The organism is Ensifer sp. ENS09, assembly GCF_014852425.1.
GTDB lineage: Bacteria > Pseudomonadota > Alphaproteobacteria > Rhizobiales > Rhizobiaceae > Ensifer.
Genome location: NZ_JACVBP010000001.1, coordinates 440164 through 458948, shown reverse-complemented (window position 1 = coordinate 458948; position 18785 = coordinate 440164). Strand labels below are relative to the sequence as shown.

At 63.7% G+C, this 18785-nt stretch carries 14 protein-coding genes; 8 read left to right on the top strand and 6 right to left on the bottom strand.

The window, feature by feature from the left end; all coding sequences use genetic code 11:
• Positions 1-133: 133 nt before the first annotated feature.
• Positions 134-1123 (bottom strand): flagellar biosynthetic protein FliO, encoded by a 990-nt coding sequence (locus tag IB267_RS02305; protein WP_192446232.1) that lies wholly within the window; start codon positions 1121-1123, stop codon positions 134-136.
• 268 nt (positions 1124-1391) lie between these two features.
• Between IB267_RS02305 and cckA the strand changes: the two genes are divergently transcribed.
• Positions 1392-4010, top strand: coding sequence for a cell cycle histidine kinase CckA (gene cckA / locus IB267_RS02300; protein WP_192446231.1), 2619 nt, complete (start codon positions 1392-1394; stop codon positions 4008-4010).
• A gap of 107 nt (positions 4011-4117) precedes the next feature.
• Here cckA and IB267_RS02295 read toward each other — a convergent pair whose 3' ends face one another.
• Together IB267_RS02295 and IB267_RS02290 are read right to left on the bottom strand one after the other, a co-directional pair.
• Entirely contained in the window at positions 4118-5047 is a 930-nt protein-coding gene (locus IB267_RS02295) for a pseudouridine-5'-phosphate glycosidase (RefSeq protein ID WP_192446230.1), read from the bottom strand.
• Positions 5048-5078: 31 nt separating this feature from the next.
• A complete protein-coding gene (locus IB267_RS02290) occupies positions 5079-6026 on the bottom strand; it encodes a carbohydrate kinase family protein (protein ID WP_192446229.1) in 948 nt (315 codons plus the stop codon).
• Positions 6027-6345: 319 nt separating this feature from the next.
• On the opposite strand from IB267_RS02290, the gene recA reads away from it, so the two are divergent.
• The 4 genes from recA to IB267_RS02270 all read left to right on the top strand — a co-directional run bounded on the left by recA (position 6346) and on the right by IB267_RS02270 (position 12583).
• Positions 6346-7434: a recombinase RecA gene (recA, locus tag IB267_RS02285; protein ID WP_043614579.1), complete on the top strand. Its 1089-nt coding sequence runs from the start codon at positions 6346-6348 to the stop codon at positions 7432-7434.
• A gap of 231 nt (positions 7435-7665) precedes the next feature.
• Complete coding sequence (alaS, locus tag IB267_RS02280; RefSeq protein ID WP_192446228.1) at positions 7666-10329, top strand: alanine--tRNA ligase; 2664 nt, start codon at positions 7666-7668, stop codon at positions 10327-10329.
• 198 nt (positions 10330-10527) lie between these two features.
• The gene (locus tag IB267_RS02275; RefSeq protein ID WP_192446227.1) at positions 10528-11379 is read left to right on the top strand and encodes a GyrI-like domain-containing protein; all 852 of its coding nucleotides are present in this window, start codon (positions 10528-10530) and stop codon (positions 11377-11379) included.
• Positions 11380-11587: 208 nt separating this feature from the next.
• Positions 11588-12583 (top strand): carbon-nitrogen hydrolase family protein, encoded by a 996-nt coding sequence (locus IB267_RS02270; protein WP_192446226.1) that lies wholly within the window; start codon positions 11588-11590, stop codon positions 12581-12583.
• Between the two features lie 33 nt (positions 12584-12616).
• Here the strand turns inward: IB267_RS02270 and IB267_RS02265 are convergent, their stop codons facing one another.
• The gene (locus IB267_RS02265) at positions 12617-13213 is read right to left on the bottom strand and encodes a demethoxyubiquinone hydroxylase family protein (protein WP_192446225.1); all 597 of its coding nucleotides are present in this window, start codon (positions 13211-13213) and stop codon (positions 12617-12619) included.
• Between the two features lie 23 nt (positions 13214-13236).
• Positions 13237-14451 carry an NADP-dependent isocitrate dehydrogenase gene (locus tag IB267_RS02260; RefSeq protein WP_043614565.1) on the bottom strand — a complete coding sequence of 405 codons (1215 nt, stop codon included), beginning with the start codon at positions 14449-14451 and terminating at the stop codon, positions 13237-13239.
• Positions 14452-14729: 278 nt separating this feature from the next.
• On the opposite strand from IB267_RS02260, the gene IB267_RS02255 reads away from it, so the two are divergent.
• The 3 genes from IB267_RS02255 to murI all read left to right on the top strand — a co-directional run bounded on the left by IB267_RS02255 (position 14730) and on the right by murI (position 18436).
• Positions 14730-16706: an FUSC family protein gene (locus IB267_RS02255; RefSeq protein WP_192446224.1), complete on the top strand. Its 1977-nt coding sequence runs from the start codon at positions 14730-14732 to the stop codon at positions 16704-16706.
• Positions 16707-16770: 64 nt separating this feature from the next.
• Positions 16771-17601, top strand: a complete 831-nt coding sequence (locus tag IB267_RS02250; RefSeq protein ID WP_043614559.1) for an RNA methyltransferase — start codon at positions 16771-16773, stop codon at positions 17599-17601.
• Positions 17588-18436, top strand: coding sequence for a glutamate racemase (gene murI / locus IB267_RS02245; protein WP_192446223.1), 849 nt, complete (start codon positions 17588-17590; stop codon positions 18434-18436). The genes IB267_RS02250 and murI overlap by 14 nt, the downstream gene beginning before the upstream one ends.
• On the opposite strand, the gene IB267_RS02240 is transcribed toward murI, so the two are convergent.
• Positions 18426-18614: a hypothetical protein gene (locus IB267_RS02240; RefSeq protein WP_192446222.1), complete on the bottom strand. Its 189-nt coding sequence runs from the start codon at positions 18612-18614 to the stop codon at positions 18426-18428. The two genes, murI and IB267_RS02240, sit on opposite strands and share 11 nt — an antisense overlap.
• Positions 18615-18785 lie beyond the last annotated feature (171 nt).

The window sequence follows — 18785 nt, the reverse complement described above, 5'->3', positions numbered from 1 at the left end:
GTCAAACCGCGCCTTTTTCCGTTATGCCGAATTTCTTGCGAAGAAACGAAGCGGATTTTCGCTTCAGTATCTGGCCTCAAACAGTATCCCGCGTTGTCGCGATGCCCGACGTCGCCGTCGGGCCAATGCGCAATCAGGGCTTACGCCCGGCGGAGATGTCGGCCAGCATGCGGTTCATCTCTTCTTCGATCGTCGGCTCCTTGTGACCGCCATCGGCGCCCGGCGCGCCGAGGGTTGGCTCCTGACGGCCGGATTGAAGCGATGCACGGTTTTCCGGAGTGACGGATGTCGCCGGGCCGAGGCGCTGCAGGTCGCCGGTGATCTCGGCGTCGAGGAGGCGCTCGAAGTCGGAAAGGGCGGCTGTTGGAGCCGGCTGCGGCTGAGGCTGCGACTGGATGATCGGTGCGGGGCGCTGAAGCTGCTGGGGTGGCTGCGCCTGAATGGGCTGCGGCTGCACGGTCTGGGCCATGGCGACCGGACGGCTCATCGGCGCATCGACGTTCACCGAAGGGGGTGCGACGGCGGCAACGGACGGGATCTCGGGTGCCGCTTGGGCGACGGAGCGGGCAAGAGGGCGCTGCTCTGCCGCAAGGGCAGGTGCGGCCACCGGGCGCTGCTCGGCCGTAACGCGCATCGGCGCCACAGGCTCGACGCGGGCAACCGGCTGTTCCTCGGTCCGGGTGATGGGGCGAACCGGCGTTGCGACGACGGGTTCGGCCTGCATCGACGGCGCGGGCTGTTGAAGGGGTTCCCTGACGGCCGGACGGCTTTCAGCCATCGGTTCGGCGACCTTGCGTTCGATGACAGCGGGGCGTTCGGCCGGACGCTCGTCGCCGCCGGTGACGATCCGGCTTTCGATGACGATATCCGTTGGCCCGCCGATCATGATCAGGTGCTCGACATCATCACGGCGCACCAGCACGAGGCGGCGCCGGGTATCCACGGCGGCGGCGTCGAGCACGGCCAGACGCGGCTGGCGGTTCTTGCCGCCGCGGATGAAGGGCGAGGAAGGGCGGTTGCGCATGATCCAGAGTACGGCCACGAGGCACAAAAGTCCGATCGCGACCGCTGCAGCGGCGACAACGAACCGGCTGCCGTTGTCGGCGATGATCGTTTCCATCATAGGCTGAACTCCTTCTGCCTTTCGAGTGGCAGTATTTGACGGCTTTTTTCGGGCTCGGACAAGCACTTCGCCGACATTCCCTGTGAATTGGCTCGAATGCTTCCGCACAGGTGCTTTTTGCTGTTATCTCTGATTGTTAAAGATGATTCTTGTCCGAATGATCGAGGGCGTGTCGGCAATGGCCGATTTTGCCCGGCGGTTTGAGCGGATGCCGGCCGGAAGGGCTGGGCCGCGCCCGCGCGCGGTGCCGGCCGCGTAAGAGGACCCGATGACGAAATTGCGGCAGTCAGGCGACTACCAGATGCCGGTTGTTGACCGTGGCGTCAGGCCCGGAACCGTGCTGCGGATCGTGCTGCTCGCGATCGTCCTCACCGTGTCCGCCATCGCCTTCGTGATCTTCCGGAACCAGATGGAAAACGAGATGGTGCTCGGCATCCTCGGCGTTCTCGCCATGGTCGGCATCTTCTTTCTCGTGTCCTCGGTCATCGGCTTCATCGAGGTGATGCCGCAGTCGCGCCCGGACGAACTGGCGCGCGCCTTCCTCGATGCGCATGAGGACGGCACGATCGTGACCGACCGCAAGGGCCGGATCATCTATGCCAACGCTGCCTATGGCGCGTTGACGGGTGCCAGAAACGCTGCCGGCATCCAATCGCTCGAAACCATCCTGTCGCGCAATCGCGAGGCGACGGAAGCGATCTACCGGCTGACCAACGGCCTGCACGAGGGCAAGCAGGGGCATGAGGAATTCCGCCTGCTGAAGCCGCTCGCGACCGGTGCGGCCACCGGCTCCGGCGCCCATTGGTTCCGGCTGAAGGCGCGGGTGCTGCCGCTCGAAGACAGCGAGCGCAACCCGCTCTATCTCTGGCAGATCGCCGACATCACCGCGGAGCGCGACGACCAGGAACGCTTCTTCAAGGAATTGCAGAACGCGATCGACTATCTCGACCACGCGCCCGCCGGCTTCTTCTCCGCCGGCCGCAAGGGCGAGATCTTCTACATCAACGCCACGCTCGCCGACTGGCTCGGCATCGATCTCACCAAGTTCCAGCCGGGCTCGATCAGCATCGGCGATCTGGTGGCCGGCGAGGGGCTGACGCTCGTCCAGGCGGTTCAGGCGGAGCCGGGTCTGAAGAAGACCAAGATGCTGGACCTCGACCTGCGCAAGATGAACGGCCAGAGCCTTCCGGTGCGCATGATCCACCGCGTTTCTTCGACCCGCGACGGCGCGCCCGGCGAAAGCCGCACCATCGTCATGTCGCGCGAGGGCGGCGAGGACAGCGACCAGTCGGCGTCGAGCGCGGCGATGCGCTTTACCCGCTTCTTCAACAACACGCCGATGGCGATCGCCTCGGTCGACGGCAATGGCCGGATCCTGCGCACCAACGCGCCGTTCCTGAAGCTGTTCTCCGGCCTCGTCTCGCAAGACGATGTCGAGCGCGGCGCGCTGATTGATGCCGTGGTGCACGAAACCGAGAAGCTTCGCCTGCACGATGCGCTTGCGGCCGCCAAGGACCGGCAGGGCGACATCGCACCGATCGACGCGTTGCACCCCACCGATGGCGAGCGCCATTTCCGCTTCTACGTCAATGCCGTGATCGACCAGACCGATCAGGCGCCTGAGGAAGCGGCGATCATCTACGCGCTGGAGATTACCGAGCAGAAAGCGCTCGAAAACCAGATGGCGCAGACCCAGAAGATGAACGCGGTGGGCACGCTTGCCGGCGGCATCGCGCACGACTTCAACAACGTGCTGACAGCGATCCTGCTGTCGTCCGACCACCTGCTCCTGTCTGCCCGGCCGGCCGACCCGAGCTTTGCCGACCTGATGGAGATCAAGCGCAACGCCAACCGCGCCGCGGTTCTCGTGCGGCAGCTGCTCGCCTTCTCGCGCAAGCAGACGATGCGGCCGACGGTGCTCAACATGACCGACGTCATCGGCGACCTGCGCATGCTGGTCGACCGCATGACCGGCACCAACGTCAAGGTCGAGGTGGATTATGGCCGCGATCTCTGGCCGGTCCGGACCGATCTCGGCCAGTTCGAACAGGTGCTGCTAAACCTCGCCGTCAACGCGCGTGACGCGATGCCCCAAGGCGGCATCATCACACTTCGCACCCGCAATCTGCCGGCGGAGGAGGTCTCGGCCTTCGGACGGCGCGAACTGCCGGACGAAGACTTCGTGATGGTCGAAGTTTCCGACCAGGGAACCGGTATTGCGCCTGAGATCCTCGACAAGATCTTCGAGCCGTTCTTTACGACCAAGGAGGTCGGCAAGGGCACCGGTCTCGGCCTGTCGATGGTTTATGGCATCGTCAAGCAGTCGGGCGGCTACATCTATCCGGAATCGGAAGTGGGCAAGGGCACGACCTTCCGCATCCTCTTGCCGCGCCATATCGAGGTGCCGGTTGCGCCCGAGGAGCCCGTGCAGGCAGGCACCGGAACCGTTGCTGCGCCGGTGGTGCAGACGATAGCGGCTCCCGTGGTCAAGAACGAGGAGCCGACCGATCTCACCGGCGATTCGGCAGTCGTGCTGCTCGTCGAGGACGAGGAGGCCGTTCGCCGCGGCGGCAAGCGCATGCTGGAAACGCGCGGATACACCGTCTATGAGGCCGGCTCCGGCGTCGAGGCGCTCGACATCATGGACGAGCTCAACGGCGCCGTCGATATCGTGGTATCCGACGTGGTGATGCCGGAAATGGACGGACCGACGCTTCTGACCGAACTCAGGAAGAAGTATCCGGACCTGAAGTTCATCTTCGTCTCGGGCTATGCCGAAGACGCCTTTGCCCGCAACCTGCCGGCGGACGCCAAGTTCGGCTTCCTGCCGAAGCCGTTCTCGCTGAAGCAACTGGCCGTCGCCGTGCGCGAGATGCTCGATTCCTAAGCCTGGTCGGTCTAAACCTCTTTTGAGTAATCCCGGTGAACTCCGGACACGAAAAAGCCCGGCGAAATGATCGCCGGGCTTTTCTGTTTGTCGAAGACTGTCCGAGATTACTTCGCGTTCAACGCCACCGCGATCTCGCCGGCAAGCCGGGCATTATTCTCGACCAGCGCAATGTTGGTCTCGAGGCTGCGGCCCTCGGTCATTTCGAAGAGGTTGCTCAGCAGATAGGGCGTGACCGCCTTGCCGGTGATCTCGTCGTTCTCGGCGTTGTCGAGCGCGCGGGCGATGTAGATTTCCATCTCTTCGCGCGGGATCTCGGCAGCTTCCGGAACCGGATTGGCGACCAGCATGCCGCCTTCGACGCCGAGCTGCTCGCGCATGGTCTGGAAGTTGGCGATCGCCGCCGGGCTGTTCAGCATCAGCGGGCTCTTGAGGCCGCTGTCGCGCGACCAGAAGGCCGGGAAGATTTCGCTGTCATAGGTGACGACAGGAACGCCGCGCGTTTCGAGCACTTCGAGCGTCTTCGGGATGTCGAGGATCGCCTTGGCGCCGGCGCAGACGACGATGACGCCGGTGCGAGCGAGCTCGTCGAGGTCGGCCGAGATGTCGAAGGAGAGCTCGGCGCCACGGTGCACACCGCCGATGCCGCCGGTCGCAAAGACCCGGATGCCGGCGCGGGCGGCAGCGATCATCGTCGCGGCAACGGTCGTCGCGCCGGTGCGGCGCTCGGCGATCGCGAAGGCGAGGTCGGCGCGCGAGACCTTCATCGCGCCCTGGGTCTTCGCCAGTTCTTCGAGCTTGGCGTCGTCAAGGCCGATATGCAGTAGGCCATGGATGACCGCGATGGTCGCCGGCACGGCACCCTGCTCGCGGATGATCGCTTCAACGCTGCGGGCCATGTTCAGGTTGCCCGGGTAGGGCATGCCATGGGTGATGATGGTCGACTCCAGCGCCACGATCGGCGCGCCACGCGCCTTGGCGGCTGCTACCTCGTCGGAATATTCCATCGGCAGGAAGGGGGAAGCGGGTTTGGTCATGGTCTTTCCTTGGGAGTTCTGCTGGCAAATGTCATGACAGCATTTGGGGCACGGGCACAAGGGCCAGCGCCTGTTCGAGATTGGCCGCGGACATGTCTTCGGATGCGGCCAAGGGAGAGCGCAAGGTGATTTGAGCGGCTGCGATGCCGTGCCGCAGGCACGCGTTGATGGCGTGGCCGCCAAGGCGCGCCGAGAGGAATCCGGAGGCGAGCGCGTCGCCGGCGCCGGTGACGTCGGCAAGGGCGGGAAGGGCTGGCGGAACGGCAACGCAGGTGTTTTCGCCGTCGAAGGCGACGACGGCACGGCCACCGCGTGTGACGACGCCACCCGTAAGGCCGACGTTTCTCAGCAACGACGGCCACTCATCCGCCTCGGCTGCCTCCTTGCCGGTCAGTGCCCGGGCCTCGGATTCGTTCATGAACAGGAACGAGAGATGCGAGAGGCACGGCCGGTAGCGGATGACCTTGGCCGGCGAAACGGCGATGCCGGCGACGAGGCGGCCGTTGCCGGCAGCTGACTGGGCAAGTGCGGCAATGGTTTCTTCGGGCAGGTTGGCGTCGGTCAGAACGAGCTGGCTCGTGGCAATGACCTCGCGCAGCGCGCGCCGCTGCAACTGCCGCGGCGAGAACAGCCGATAGAGCTCCATGTCGGCAAGCGCAATCACCAGATTGCCGTCGTTTTCGAGGATCGCCGTATAGCTCGGCGTCTGGCGGTCGAGAAAGGTGAGGGGGCTGTCGATGACGCCGGCGGCGGCCGCGGCTGCGGTCACCATCTCGCCGGCCGCATCGCCGCCGCGGGTGCTGATCATGCGCACGCTGTGGCCAAGCCGCGCCATGTTGCGCGCGGCATTGAAACCACCGCCGCCCGCTTCTTCGAACCAGCTTCCCGGATTGCTCGATCCGGGCGCAGTCGTTCCCGATATACGGCCGCGCCTGTCGATATGCGCGCCACCGAAAACGACGATCTCAGCTTGCGTCATGAATGTTCCTCTGCTTGGCCGATCGGCCGAATATCTGTTGGCATCCTGCGATGCCGCATCGCGGAGCGCCACGCGCCCGACCCGTCCGGAGGGTCATGCGCCAACGAATCGGCCGGGCCTTGCTGGGCAGGTTCGAAGCGCTGGCGCCAACATTCGAAAACTCCGGTTTCGTTCCGTGAACAAGAATCGAACGCATGGTGGATAGCTATTGTTTTTCAATGTGTTGTCGCGCTCTTGCAAATACGGAACAAAACATGTACAAAAACTCCTGCGGCGGCTTCATTGCCTCGGTAGCTTCAATAACCTAAAGGTGGACCAAATGGCACAAAACTCTTTGCGGCTCGTAGAGGACAAATCGGTGGATAAAAGCAAGGCACTTGAAGCGGCACTTTCCCAGATCGAACGGTCGTTCGGCAAGGGATCGATCATGAAGCTCGGTGGGAAGGACAGCATCATTGAGATCGAGACGGTTTCGACCGGCTCTCTCAGCCTCGACATCGCGCTCGGCATTGGCGGCCTGCCGAAGGGCCGCATCGTTGAAATTTACGGCCCGGAAAGCTCGGGTAAGACGACGCTGGCGCTGCAGACGGTTGCGGAAGCTCAGAAGAAGGGCGGCATCTGCGCCTTCGTCGACGCAGAACACGCGCTCGACCCGGTCTACGCTCGCAAGCTCGGCGTCGATCTTGAAAACCTGCTGATCTCGCAGCCCGATACCGGCGAGCAGGCGCTCGAAATCACCGACACGCTGGTGCGCTCCGGCGCGATCGACGTTCTCGTCGTCGACTCCGTTGCAGCGCTCGTGCCGCGCGCTGAAATCGAGGGCGAAATGGGCGACAGCCTGCCGGGCATGCAGGCCCGCCTGATGAGCCAGGCGCTGCGCAAGCTGACCGCCTCGATCTCCAAGTCGAACTGCATGGTCATCTTCATCAACCAGATCCGCATGAAGATCGGCGTGATGTTCGGTTCGCCCGAAACCACCACCGGCGGCAACGCGCTGAAGTTCTACGCCTCGGTTCGCCTCGACATCCGCCGCATCGGCTCGGTCAAGGAGCGCGAAGAGGTGGTCGGCAACCAGACCCGCGTCAAGGTCGTCAAGAACAAGATGGCGCCTCCCTTCAAGCAGGTCGAATTCGACATCATGTATGGAGAGGGCGTATCGAAGACCGGCGAACTGGTCGACCTCGGCGTCAAGGCCGGCATAGTCGAGAAGTCGGGCGCCTGGTTCTCCTACAACAGCCAGCGTCTCGGCCAGGGCCGCGAGAACGCCAAGACGTTCCTGCGCGACAATCCGGATCTCGCACGCGAGATCGAGACGGCGCTGCGCCAGAACGCCGGCCTGATCGCCGACCGGTTCCTCGAGAATGGCGGTCCGGAAGCGGACGACGGCGACGAACCGCCGGAAGCATAAGCCGCTCGGTCCACTGAGCTTACCCAGGAACCGGTCGCCCCATGGGCGGCCGGTTTTTTGCTGGCGTCTGGACAGTCGGATATGTGAGCGATAAAAGCCTTTGGTTCCGGCGACCCAGCGCGTTGGAGGGTGTGGTCACCAAGGGCGGCTGCAGGGTTTAGGGACAATGGCTTAGTGGCGCGGCGTGGGCCGGACCCGGGCCGGAATCGGTGCTTAAGAATAGGACGCAAGATGAGCGGCGTGAATGAAATCCGGTCGACCTTTCTCGACTATTTCCGCAGGAACGGTCACGAGGTCGTGTCGTCGAGCCCGTTGGTGCCGCGCAATGATCCGACATTGATGTTCACCAATGCCGGCATGGTGCAGTTCAAGAACGTCTTCACCGGCCTGGAGCAGCGTCCCTATTCGACGGCCGTGACGGCGCAGAAGTGCGTTCGCGCCGGCGGCAAGCACAACGACCTCGACAATGTCGGCTACACCGCACGCCACCACACTTTCTTCGAGATGCTCGGCAACTTCTCCTTCGGCGATTACTTCAAGGAGCGCGCGATCGAGCTCGCCTGGAACCTGATCACCAAGGAATACGGCCTCGACGCCAAGCGCCTGCTGGTCACGGTCTACCACACCGACGATGAGGCCTTCGATCTCTGGAAGAAGATCGCCGGCTTCTCCGACGACCGCATCATTCGCATTCCGACCAGCGACAATTTCTGGGCGATGGGCGATACCGGCCCCTGCGGCCCGTGCTCGGAAATCTTCTACGACCACGGCGACCACATCTGGGGCGGACCTCCGGGTTCGGCCGATGAAGACGGCGACCGCTTCATCGAGATCTGGAACCTCGTCTTCATGCAGTACGAGCAGATCACCAAGGAAGAGCGGGTCAATCTGCCGCGTCCGTCGATCGACACCGGCATGGGCCTCGAGCGTCTCGCCGCCGTTCTCCAGGGCGAGCACGACAACTACGACATCGACCTGTTCCGCGCGCTGATCGCCGCTTCTGAAGAAGCAACCGGCGTCAAGGCCGAAGGCGACCGTCGTGCCAGCCACCGCGTCATTGCCGACCACCTGCGTTCGTCCGCCTTCCTGATCGCGGACGGCGTGCTGCCGTCGAACGAAGGCCGCGGCTACGTGCTTCGCCGTATCATGCGCCGCGCCATGCGCCATGCGCAGCTGCTCGGCGCGCAGGATCCGTTGATGTGGAAGCTCTTGCCGGCACTCGTTGGCCAGATGGGCCGCGCCTATCCGGAGTTGGTGCGCGCCGAAGCGCTGATCTCCGAGACGCTGAAGCTCGAGGAGACCCGCTTCCGCAAGACGCTGGAGCGCGGCCTCAACCTCTTGTCCGACGCCTCTGCTGATCTGTCGGAAGGCGACCAGTTCAACGGCGAAACCGCCTTCAAACTCTACGATACCTACGGCTTCCCGCTCGACCTGACCCAGGACGCACTGCGCGCCAAGGGCATCACCGTCGATACCGACGCTTTCTCGGCCGCTATGGAACGCCAGAAGGCTGAAGCCCGCGCCAACTGGGCCGGTTCCGGCGAAGCTGCGACTGAAACCATCTGGTTCGAGCTTAAGGAAAAGCACGGCGCGACCGACTTCCTCGGCTACGACACAGAGACCGCCGAAGGCGTGATCCAGGCGATCGTGCGTGACGGCGCCGTCGTCGCCTCGGCTGCCAAGGGCGACACCGTCCAGGTTATCCTGAACCAGACGCCGTTCTACGGCGAATCGGGTGGCCAGATGGGCGATACCGGCACGATCACCGTCGAGGGCGGCAAGCTCACCGTGACCGATACGCAGAAGCGCGGCGAGGGGCTCTTTGTCCACTTCGCGACCGTCGCCGAAGGCACGGTCAAGACCGGCGACGCCGCCCAGCTCGACGTCGATCATGCGCGCCGCTCGCGCCTGCGCGCCAACCATTCGGCAACGCACCTCCTGCACGAGGCGCTGCGCGAAGTGCTCGGCACCCATGTGGCCCAGAAGGGCTCGCTGGTGGCGCCCGAGCGCCTGCGCTTCGACGTTTCCCACCCGAAGCCGATGACGGCCGACGAGCTGAAGATCGTCGAAGAAATGGCCAACGAGATCATCGTGCAGAACTCGCCGGTGACCACGCGCCTGATGAGCGTCGATGATGCGATTGCCGAAGGTGCTATGGCACTCTTCGGCGAGAAGTACGGCGATGAGGTTCGCGTTGTCTCGATGGGCCGCGGCATCCACGGCTCCAAGGCCAACCGCGCTTACTCCGTCGAACTCTGCGGCGGCACGCACGTGTCTGCCACCGGTGACATCGGCCTGGTGCGCGTCGTCTCGGAAAGCGCCGTCGGCGCCGGCGTTCGTCGCCTCGAGGCGCTGACCGGTGAAGCGGCACGCGCTTATCTGAACGAGCAGGACGAGCGTGTGAAGACGCTCGCCAACACGCTGAAGGTTCAGCCGGGCGACGTGCTCGGCCGCGTCGAAGCGCTGCTCGACGAACGCCGCAAGCTGGAACGCGAGCTGACCGAAGCCAAGAAGAAGCTGGCGCTTGGTGGCGGCGGCGAGGCAGGCTCTGCCGACGCGGCCCGCGACATTGCCGGCATCCGCTTCCTCGGCAAGGTCGTCTCGGGCGTCGAGCCCAAGGACCTGAAGAGCCTGGCCGACGACGGCAAGAAGAGCCTCGGCTCCGGCATCGTCGCTTTCGTCGGCGTTTCCGACGATGGCAAGGCCAGCGCCGTCGTTGCCGTGACCGACGACCTGACGTCGAAGCATAGCGCCGTCGACCTCGTCCGCATCGCGTCTGCTGCTCTCGGCGGCAAGGGCGGCGGCGGCCGTCCCGACATGGCCCAGGCCGGCGGCCCGGATGGTGACAAGGCCGCCGAAGCGATCGAAGCGGTGGCCGTCGCGCTCGCCGGCTGATTGCGGTCAAGCAAAGAATAGGTACAGGGCGTCCGTTGTGGCGCCCTTTTTCGTTTAGGGCGAGGACAGCACCCCGGTCTTCCTAAACCCGTCGTCAGAGCGCACAAATCCGCTGCGAAAGCTGCCGGACAACTCCGCAGGATTTGTCAAATTGATTTATGGTCTACCGATCCGTGAGCAAAGCGCGAAAGGGTGGACATGGAAGAGCGGGTAACGTGGGCGACCTATGAACGACGCCTGCACCGGGTCAGCGACTATATCTACGGCCATCTCGACGGCGATCTCGACCTCGATCGTCTCTCGGAGATTGCCTGCCTGTCGCCGCACCATTGGCATCGGATCTACCGGGCCGTTCACGGCGAGACGCTGGCCGGAACGGTCAAGCGGCTGAGGTTGCAGCGGGCCGCGGCCGATCTCGCCCAGACCGAACTTCGCATTGAGACGATCGCGCAGCGCTCTGGCTATCCCAATCTGCAATCCTTCAACCGCACGTTCAAGGCCGCCTACGGGCTGCCGCCGGCGCGATACCGCAAGGAGGGAAGCCATGTCGCCTTTGAAACCGCTTCAACGGAAGGAATTCCAGACATGTACGAAGTCACCCTCAAGGAGGTCGAAGCCTTCGACGTCGTCGGCGTCGCTCACACCGGCTCCTATATGGAGATCGGCAAGGCATTCGAGACGCTCTATGGCACTCTCTTTTCGCGGCAACTGTTCCGGCCGGACATGGAGATGATCGGCATTTATCTCGACGACCCGGAGCTGGTGCCGACCGAAAAGCTGCGCTCTTTCGCCTGCGTCAGCGCGCGCGAGGCAATGCCGGTGGAGGCGCCGTTGGCGCCACAGCATCTCGACGGCGGCCGGTATGCGGTGCTTCGCCACAAGGGCCCCTATGCGGACATGCCGAAAGCCTATCAATGGCTCTACGGAACCTGGCTGCCGCAGTCCGGCCGCGAGATCCGCGACAGCCTGATGTTCGAGAAATATCTCAACAATCCGCGGGAGGTCGCACCGACCGAGCTTCTGAGCGAGATCTACCTGCCTTTGAAGTGAAGGACACCTGAGCACTGCGCCACAATTGACGAATCAGCGGCCGGGCGGCACCTTTTGGTTCGGCGTGGCCTGCGCCGAACCTCCAAAGATCGTCCCCAGCACGATCCTTTCATGGAGGCAAAGGGACTTCAGTCTCGGGTCGCAATCCTGGTCCCACCGTTTCGGGTCCGGTTGCTGGGGAACTTGCCCGAGACGCGAAAGGCCCGTCATGACTGAAAACCGGAATTTCAAACGCCGCGTGCGCGCCCGTGCCGCCAAGACCGGCGAATCCTACACAACCGCCCGCATGCACCTTTGCGACGCGGAGGCGACCGGCGCGCTGCGGCAAGACAAATCGCTGCGCCTGGCCGTGGTGCAATCTGCCTATTTGGATGATCCCCGCGACACGGCAGCCCTTCGTCATGCCGGTGAAGGGATCCGCCACCTCATGAGGCAGGCGCATCGGGCAGGGGCACGCTTGGTGCATTTCCCGGAGGGAGCGACATGTTTTCCGAACAAACGGATCATGTCCTCAATCGGTCCCCGCGACATCGGCCCGTCCGATTGGCACCGGTTCGAATGGGCGGTTCTGCGCGAGGAGCTTCACGCAATACGAATGCTGGCGCGTGAGCTCGGCCTATGGACGGTACTCGGCTCCGTGCACAAGCTCACTGAACCGCACCGCCCGCACAACAGCCTCTATGTGATCTCGGACAAGGGAACGATTGCGACGCGCTATGACGAGCGCATGCTGTCCAACACCAAGATCTCTTTCATGTATACGCCCGGAACGATCCCGCTGACATTCGAGGTCGATGGCATCCGTTTCGGCTGCGCGCTCGGCATCGAGTGCCATTTTCCGGAGATTTTCCTCGAATACGAGCGGCTGAATGTCGATTGCGTCCTGTTTTCGACCTCCGGCGGCGCTCTGGCGAACGACCTTGCCTTTGCCGCCGAAGTACAGGGGCATGCGTCGAGCAACCGCTACTGGGCAAGTTTTGCCGTTCTCGCACAACCGGGCCTCATAGCCCCCTCAGGGATCGTGGCACCTGACGGACAATGGGCGACGCGATGTGTCGGAAACGTGCCTTCGCTGGCGATAGCCGATATCGGCAACGATCCCGACGATCCGGCCCGACCCTGGCGCCGACAGGCGAGAGGCGGGATCTACGACCCGCATGTCGTCAGCGACGACCCGCGCAGCAGCAGTCGCGATATGTTCTAGGCGTAGACAGCACCTCGGCCGAAGCGATCGCACCTAAAGTGAAGCAGCCTGCGGCGAGGCCTTCCGCAGGGCTGCCGCCATGCGCGTGGAATCGCCCCAGGTCGAAAGCCAGATCAGGACGGTGGTGGCAAGGGAGATGACGGCGCGCAGGGCGTCAGCGAGCCGGTGTTCGCTCGAAAGCTGCGCCTCCGCGTGATTGAGATGCGCCAGCTCCTCCTCGCGGATCGACAGGAGGAGGGCATGAAGCTCCGGATCCTTGTCGGCGAGGAAATGCAGTTGATCGTCGAGATGGTGATGCACGGCGGCTTCCACGGCGGCCGTGCAGGCCCATATGCCGCGACGCCCAAAGAGCGCGGTCACGAACCCGAGCAACCACCCGCCCAGGCTCCAGAACTGCATGATGCGGCAGGGTCGAGATTTTCGTGCAGGCATCGCCGCGCGAAACAGCGCGCAGTGCTCGATCTCGTGACCAAGCATTTCCGAGAGCATCGGCACGCAATCCGGATAGAGCCTGCGGGCGACCACGATCTGGGCTCCATAAATGCGGATCGCGCCGAATTCCCCGGCGTGATTGACCCTGACGATGCGAGCGATCGTCAGGGCGTTGCGCGGGGAAATCGGCGCGATCACTTTTCCAAGCTCGGTCGAGCCTATCAGGCAGCCATGGCCTTCTGCAGGTTCTCGTCGATCTTGTCGAGGAAGCCGGTGGTCGAGAGCCACGGCTGGTCGGGACCGATGAGGAGCGCCAGGTCCTTGGTCATGAAGCCGGCTTCGACGGTGTCGACGCAAACCTTCTCGAGGGTTTCGGAGAACTTTGCGAGTTCGGCATTGCCGTCGAGCTTGGCGCGGTGGGCAAGGCCACGGGTCCAGGCGAAGATCGAGGCGATCGAGTTGGTCGAGGTTTCCTCGCCCTTCTGGTGCTGGCGGTAGTGGCGGGTCACCGTGCCGTGGGCGGCTTCGGCTTCAACCGTCTTGCCGTCCGGCGTCATCAGAACCGAGGTCATCAGGCCGAGCGAGCCGAAGCCCTGGGCAACGATGTCGGACTGAACGTCACCGTCGTAGTTCTTGCACGCCCAGACGTAGCCGCCGGACCACTTCAGAGCCGAGGCGACCATGTCGTCGATCAGGCGGTGTTCGTACCAGATCTTCAGTTCCTTGAACTTGTCGGCGAATTCGGCGTCGAAGACCTGCTGGAAGATATCCTTGAAGCGGCCGTCATAGACCTTGAGGATCGTGTTCTTGGTCGACAGGTAGACCGGAACCTTGCGCTGGATACCGTAGTTGAACGACGCGCGCGCGAATTCGGTGATCGAATCGTCGAGGTTGTACATGCCCATGGCAACGCCGGCCGACGGTGCGTCGAACACGTCGTATTCGATTTCCTTGCCGTCTTCGCCGACGAACTTCATCGTCAGCTTGCCCTTGCCCGGGAACTTGAAGTCGGTGGCGCGGTACTGGTCGCCGAAAGCGTGACGGCCGACGATGATCGGCTTGGTCCAGCCTGGAACCAGGCGCGGAACGTTCTTGCAGATGATCGGCTCGCGGAAGATGACGCCGCCGAGGATGTTGCGGATCGTGCCGTTCGGCGACTTCCACATCTTCTTCAGCTTGAATTCCTCGACACGGGCTTCATCCGGCGTGATCGTGGCGCACTTGACGCCGACGCCGTGCTTCTTGATCGCGTTGGCGGCGTCGATCGTTACCTGGTCTTCGGTCGCATCGCGGTTTTCGACGCTGAGGTCGTAATATTCCAGATCGACGTCGAGGTAGGGATGGATCAGCTTGTCCTTGATGAACTGCCAGATGATGCGGGTCATCTCATCGCCGTCGAGTTCGACGACCGGATTGGCGACCTTAATCTTTGCCATGAATATGCCTCGTAGCTTATGCGGGACAGCGGGAGCGATGTCCCTTCCTCTCTGAAAAATCCTGTGCCCTATAGCACTCAGAACCGACAAGGCAAAGCATGCTTGGCTGAAACTTTGGATGGGGGTGGAGACGGACCTCGGACGGCTCTTCGCCACCGCTTTTCGACGCCTGCTTTCGTCACGCCGGCCTTGCAAAGATCGCGTCTGCCGCTATGCAGGAAGAACCGGCGAGAGCGGCGCGCCTCGACAGGCGGCCGCGGGACAGGCAAAGGCGACCGATGGCACTTCGTTCCCGTATGCGCGATTGGCTTCTTGCCAATGATCCGGCCTTCTCCCGCCTGCGGCAGGCCTCGCGCATCACCGCGACGATCGTCGTTTCCATCCTTTTGCTGATGGCGTTTCATTACCTGGTCGCACCGTTGCCGCCGGCCGCATTCGGGCTTGCGGCGTCGCTGTCCATCGAAGGGGGGCTGGCAGTGCGCGATCGCACCATCGCCGGCCAGCGGCTCACCCGCATCATCGCCGTCCTCGTCGGCGTTTCGATGGTCGGGCTTGCGTCGGTGCTCGAGAATCACCGCTACGTTTCCGACGTCGTCTTCCTGTTGATCATCTTCCTCGCGGTCTATGGCCGCTCCTTCGGCCCGCGCGGTTTTGCCGTCGGCATGTTCGCCTTCATGTCCTATTTCACCGGTGCCTATCTGAGGCCAACGCTCGACCAGCTGCCGGCGCTGTTCTTCGGGGCGGCCGTTTCGGCCACGGTCGCGCACCTCGTCCGCACGCGGCTGCTGCCGGACGATCGCTATCGCGACCTCCTGCGCGCCACGGCAAGCGTGCAGCGCCGCGTCGACCAGATGCTGCTGCAACTGGCCGAGATCGCCCGCAAGCCCGTCCTGTCGCCGGCCGATCGTCGTCAGTTGCATGCGGCCGAGGAGCGGCTGAAGGAAGCGGTGCTAATGGCCGAGAGCTTCATTCCGACGGAAAACCGGCGCCCGGAACCGCAGCCCGGCCTCACGACCTCCGACCTCGTCATCAACCTCTTCGACCTGCATCTTGCGGCCGAAAGCGTGATGGTTGTCAGCTTTCAGTCGATGCCGCCGCCGGCACTGGTGGAGGCGATGGTGGCGCGCGACGGCGGGCGGATCGACGCGGAGATCGCGCGGCTCGGCGATGCGGCTCCGCGCCGCGAAGAAACGGTGAAGGCGCTGCTGTGGCTGCGCAACGTCCGGCAAAGGCTCGCCCGCAGCCTTGCAAAGCTGACGCCGGCCGATCTGGAAGAACCGCCGCTGGACTTGAGTGGCGTTTCCACCCGCTGGAAGCCGTCGCTGGACGATCCCGCCTTGAAGGCGGCGATCCAGATCACGCTCGCTTCGGGTATCGCCATGGTTTTCGGGCTGATGCTGTCACGCGAGCGCTGGTTCTGGGCGGTGCTTGCGGCGTTTCTCGTCTTCACCAACACGCGCTCGCGCGGCGACACTGCGGTCAAGGCGCTGCAGCGCTCGGCCGGGACACTCTTTGGCATCGTGGTCGGCATCGTCGTCGGCACGCTGGTCGCCGGCAATATCTATCTGGTGCTGCCGCTCAGCGCCCTTTGCGTCTTTCTGGCGTTCTATTTCCTCGCCGTTTCCTATGCGACGATGACCTTCTTCATCTCCGTCGTGCTGTCGCTGGTCTACAGCCTGATGGGCGTGCTGAGCCCGCATCTGCTGCAACTGCGCCTGGAGGAAACCCTGATCGGTTCGATCGCCGGTGCTGCGGTCGCCTTCGTCGTCTTTCCGACGCGCACCCGCACGACGCTCGATGCCGCCGTCGCAACCTGGTGCGACGAGCTCAAGGGCCTGCTGCAGGCGGCGCGCGACGGGGCCTCGGGGCTGGTGCTCATCGCCCGGTCGCAGGCGCTCGACCGCGCCTATCGTGACCTGGCGGCGGCAGCAAAGCCGCTCGGGCTTCCCTGGCAGCTGGTGACGCGTCCCGGTCACGTGCGTCAGGCGCTGGCGATCTTCATGGCTTGCACCTATTGGGCCCGGGTCTTCGCCCGGCGTGTCGGGACGGATGCGGAGCTGGAAGGAAGCGATTTCAAGGCGGATATCGACGCCAATCTCGCGCTCGTCCAGACGGTGCGCGACAAGGCGTCCGCCTATTTCTACCAGGTCGGCCGGATCGGCGCGCCGGTCGATCGCCATCTGCCGATTTCGAAGGACGATGCCGAGCTTGGCCTGGAGATGATCGGGGTGTCTCTCAACCGGCTTCATTTGTAGTGGACTTTAATTTCGCCGGCATTTGTGCAAGGGAAACGCCGAACGAAAGGCGAAGGCACGGAAAATGGCAGGTACGAACAGCGAGCGCGAACTTCTTGCGGAAGGGCCGGCGATCATCCTCGCCTATCCGCAGCTCGGCGAAAACATCGGCATGGTCGCCCGCGCGATGGCCAATTTCGGCCTGGCGGAGCTTCGGCTCGTCAATCCGCGCGACGGCTGGCCGAGCGAAAAGGCACGATCGGCCGCAAGCCGCGCCGACCACGTGATCGACGCCGCCAAGCTCTATGGTTCGGTCGAAGAGGCGATTGCCGATCTCAACTTCGTCTATGCGACGACCGCCCGCGACCGCGACGGCTACAAGCCGGTGCGTTCGCCGATCGTCGCGGCGCGCACGCTACGCCAGCGCTTCCAGGGCGGTGAGAAGACGGGCATCCTGTTCGGGCGTGAGCGCACCGGCCTTACCAACGAGGAAGTGGCGCTTGCCGACGAGATCGTGACCTTTCCGGTCAACCCGGCCTTCGCCTCGCTCAATCTCGCCCAGGCCGTGCTTCTGATGTCCTACGAGTGGCTGAAGACCGGCATGGAGTCTGAGGACCAGACCTCGTTCCAGGCGATCGAGCAGCGGCCGGCGACCAAGGAACACCTGCAGGGTCTGTTCGAGCACGTGGAGGAAGCGCTTGAGGCGCGGAACTATTTCCGTTCGGCCGACAAAAAGCCGAAATTGGTCGAGAACCTGCGCGCGGTTCTGACCAGGCCGTCCTTTACCGAATCCGAAATCCAGGTGCTGCGCGGCGTCATTTCTTCGCTCGACCGGTTCACGCGGGAAAATCCGCGCGGCTCCGGCGCTCCGGGCGAACACAGCAGGAAAGCGCGAGACAAAGGTGACAGCGAGTGAACTGAAACCCATCCTCGTCTTCGACAGCGGCATCGGCGGCTTGACCGTGCTGCGCGAGGCGAGGGTGCTGATGCCCGAGCGGCACTTCATCTATGTCGCCGATGACGCCGGCTTTCCCTATGGCGGCTGGGAAGAGGCGGCGCTGAAAGAGCGGGTGATCGCGCTCTTCGGCCAGCTGCTTTCCGAGCATGATCCGGAAATCTGCGTCATCGCCTGCAACACCGCCTTCACGCTTGTCGGCGCCGATCTTCGCGCGGCCTTCCCTCAGATGACCTTCGTCGGCACGGTGCCGGCGATCAAGCCGGCGGCCGAGCGCACGCGCTCCGGGCTGGTTTCCGTGTTGGCGACGCCCGGCACGGTCAAGCGCGCCTATACCCGTGATCTCATCCAGTCCTTCGCCACGCAGTGTCACGTGCGCCTTGTCGGCTCGGAGAACCTTGCCAAGATGGCCGAGGCCTATATCCGCGGCGAAAAGCTTGACGATGCGGAGGTTCTGGCCGAGATCGCGCCGTGCTTTGTCGAGATGGACGGCCGGAAGACCGATATCGTCGTGCTTGCCTGCACGCACTATCCCTTCATGGCCAATGTCTTTCGCAGGCTCGCGCCCTGGCCGGTCGACTGGCTGGATCCGGCCGAAGCGATCGCCCGGCGGGCGCGCTCGCTGGTGCCGCTGCCGAACGGTTTTGAGCCGCTGAACGGCCAGGACCCGGCGATTTTCACGTCGGGAAAGCCGGATTTTGCGACACGTCGACTGATGCAGGGGTTTGGCTTGACGGTCGCGGCAAACACCATCGCCGGCGAACGGGCAGAGAAGGCTGACGCGATCAGCTCGTGAGGATCGCCAGCAGTATGGCGATCAAGGAGACCAGCGCGCAGGCAATCAGGAAGGTCTTGTGTCGGGCGGAGGCCGCCTGAGCCTTTGATATGACGGGTTGGCCGTCTTTATAGGCGTCACGTATCCGCTGATCGAGGTGGTTCATCTCGAAGTGGCGTTTCGTCTCGTTCTGCGTCATCGCTGCTCCCGCGAAAGCCGGATGTGTTCGATCGATATGGGGGCGCGCGATTGCTCGCAAAAGTCCGCAGGCCGAAAAATCTCAACTTTATCTTGCGACAGGCTGCGTGCGGCTTAAGCGTTCGTCGCTGTTGCGGCGCGTATTCCCTGTGGGTTTTCTTCGGCGATGGCA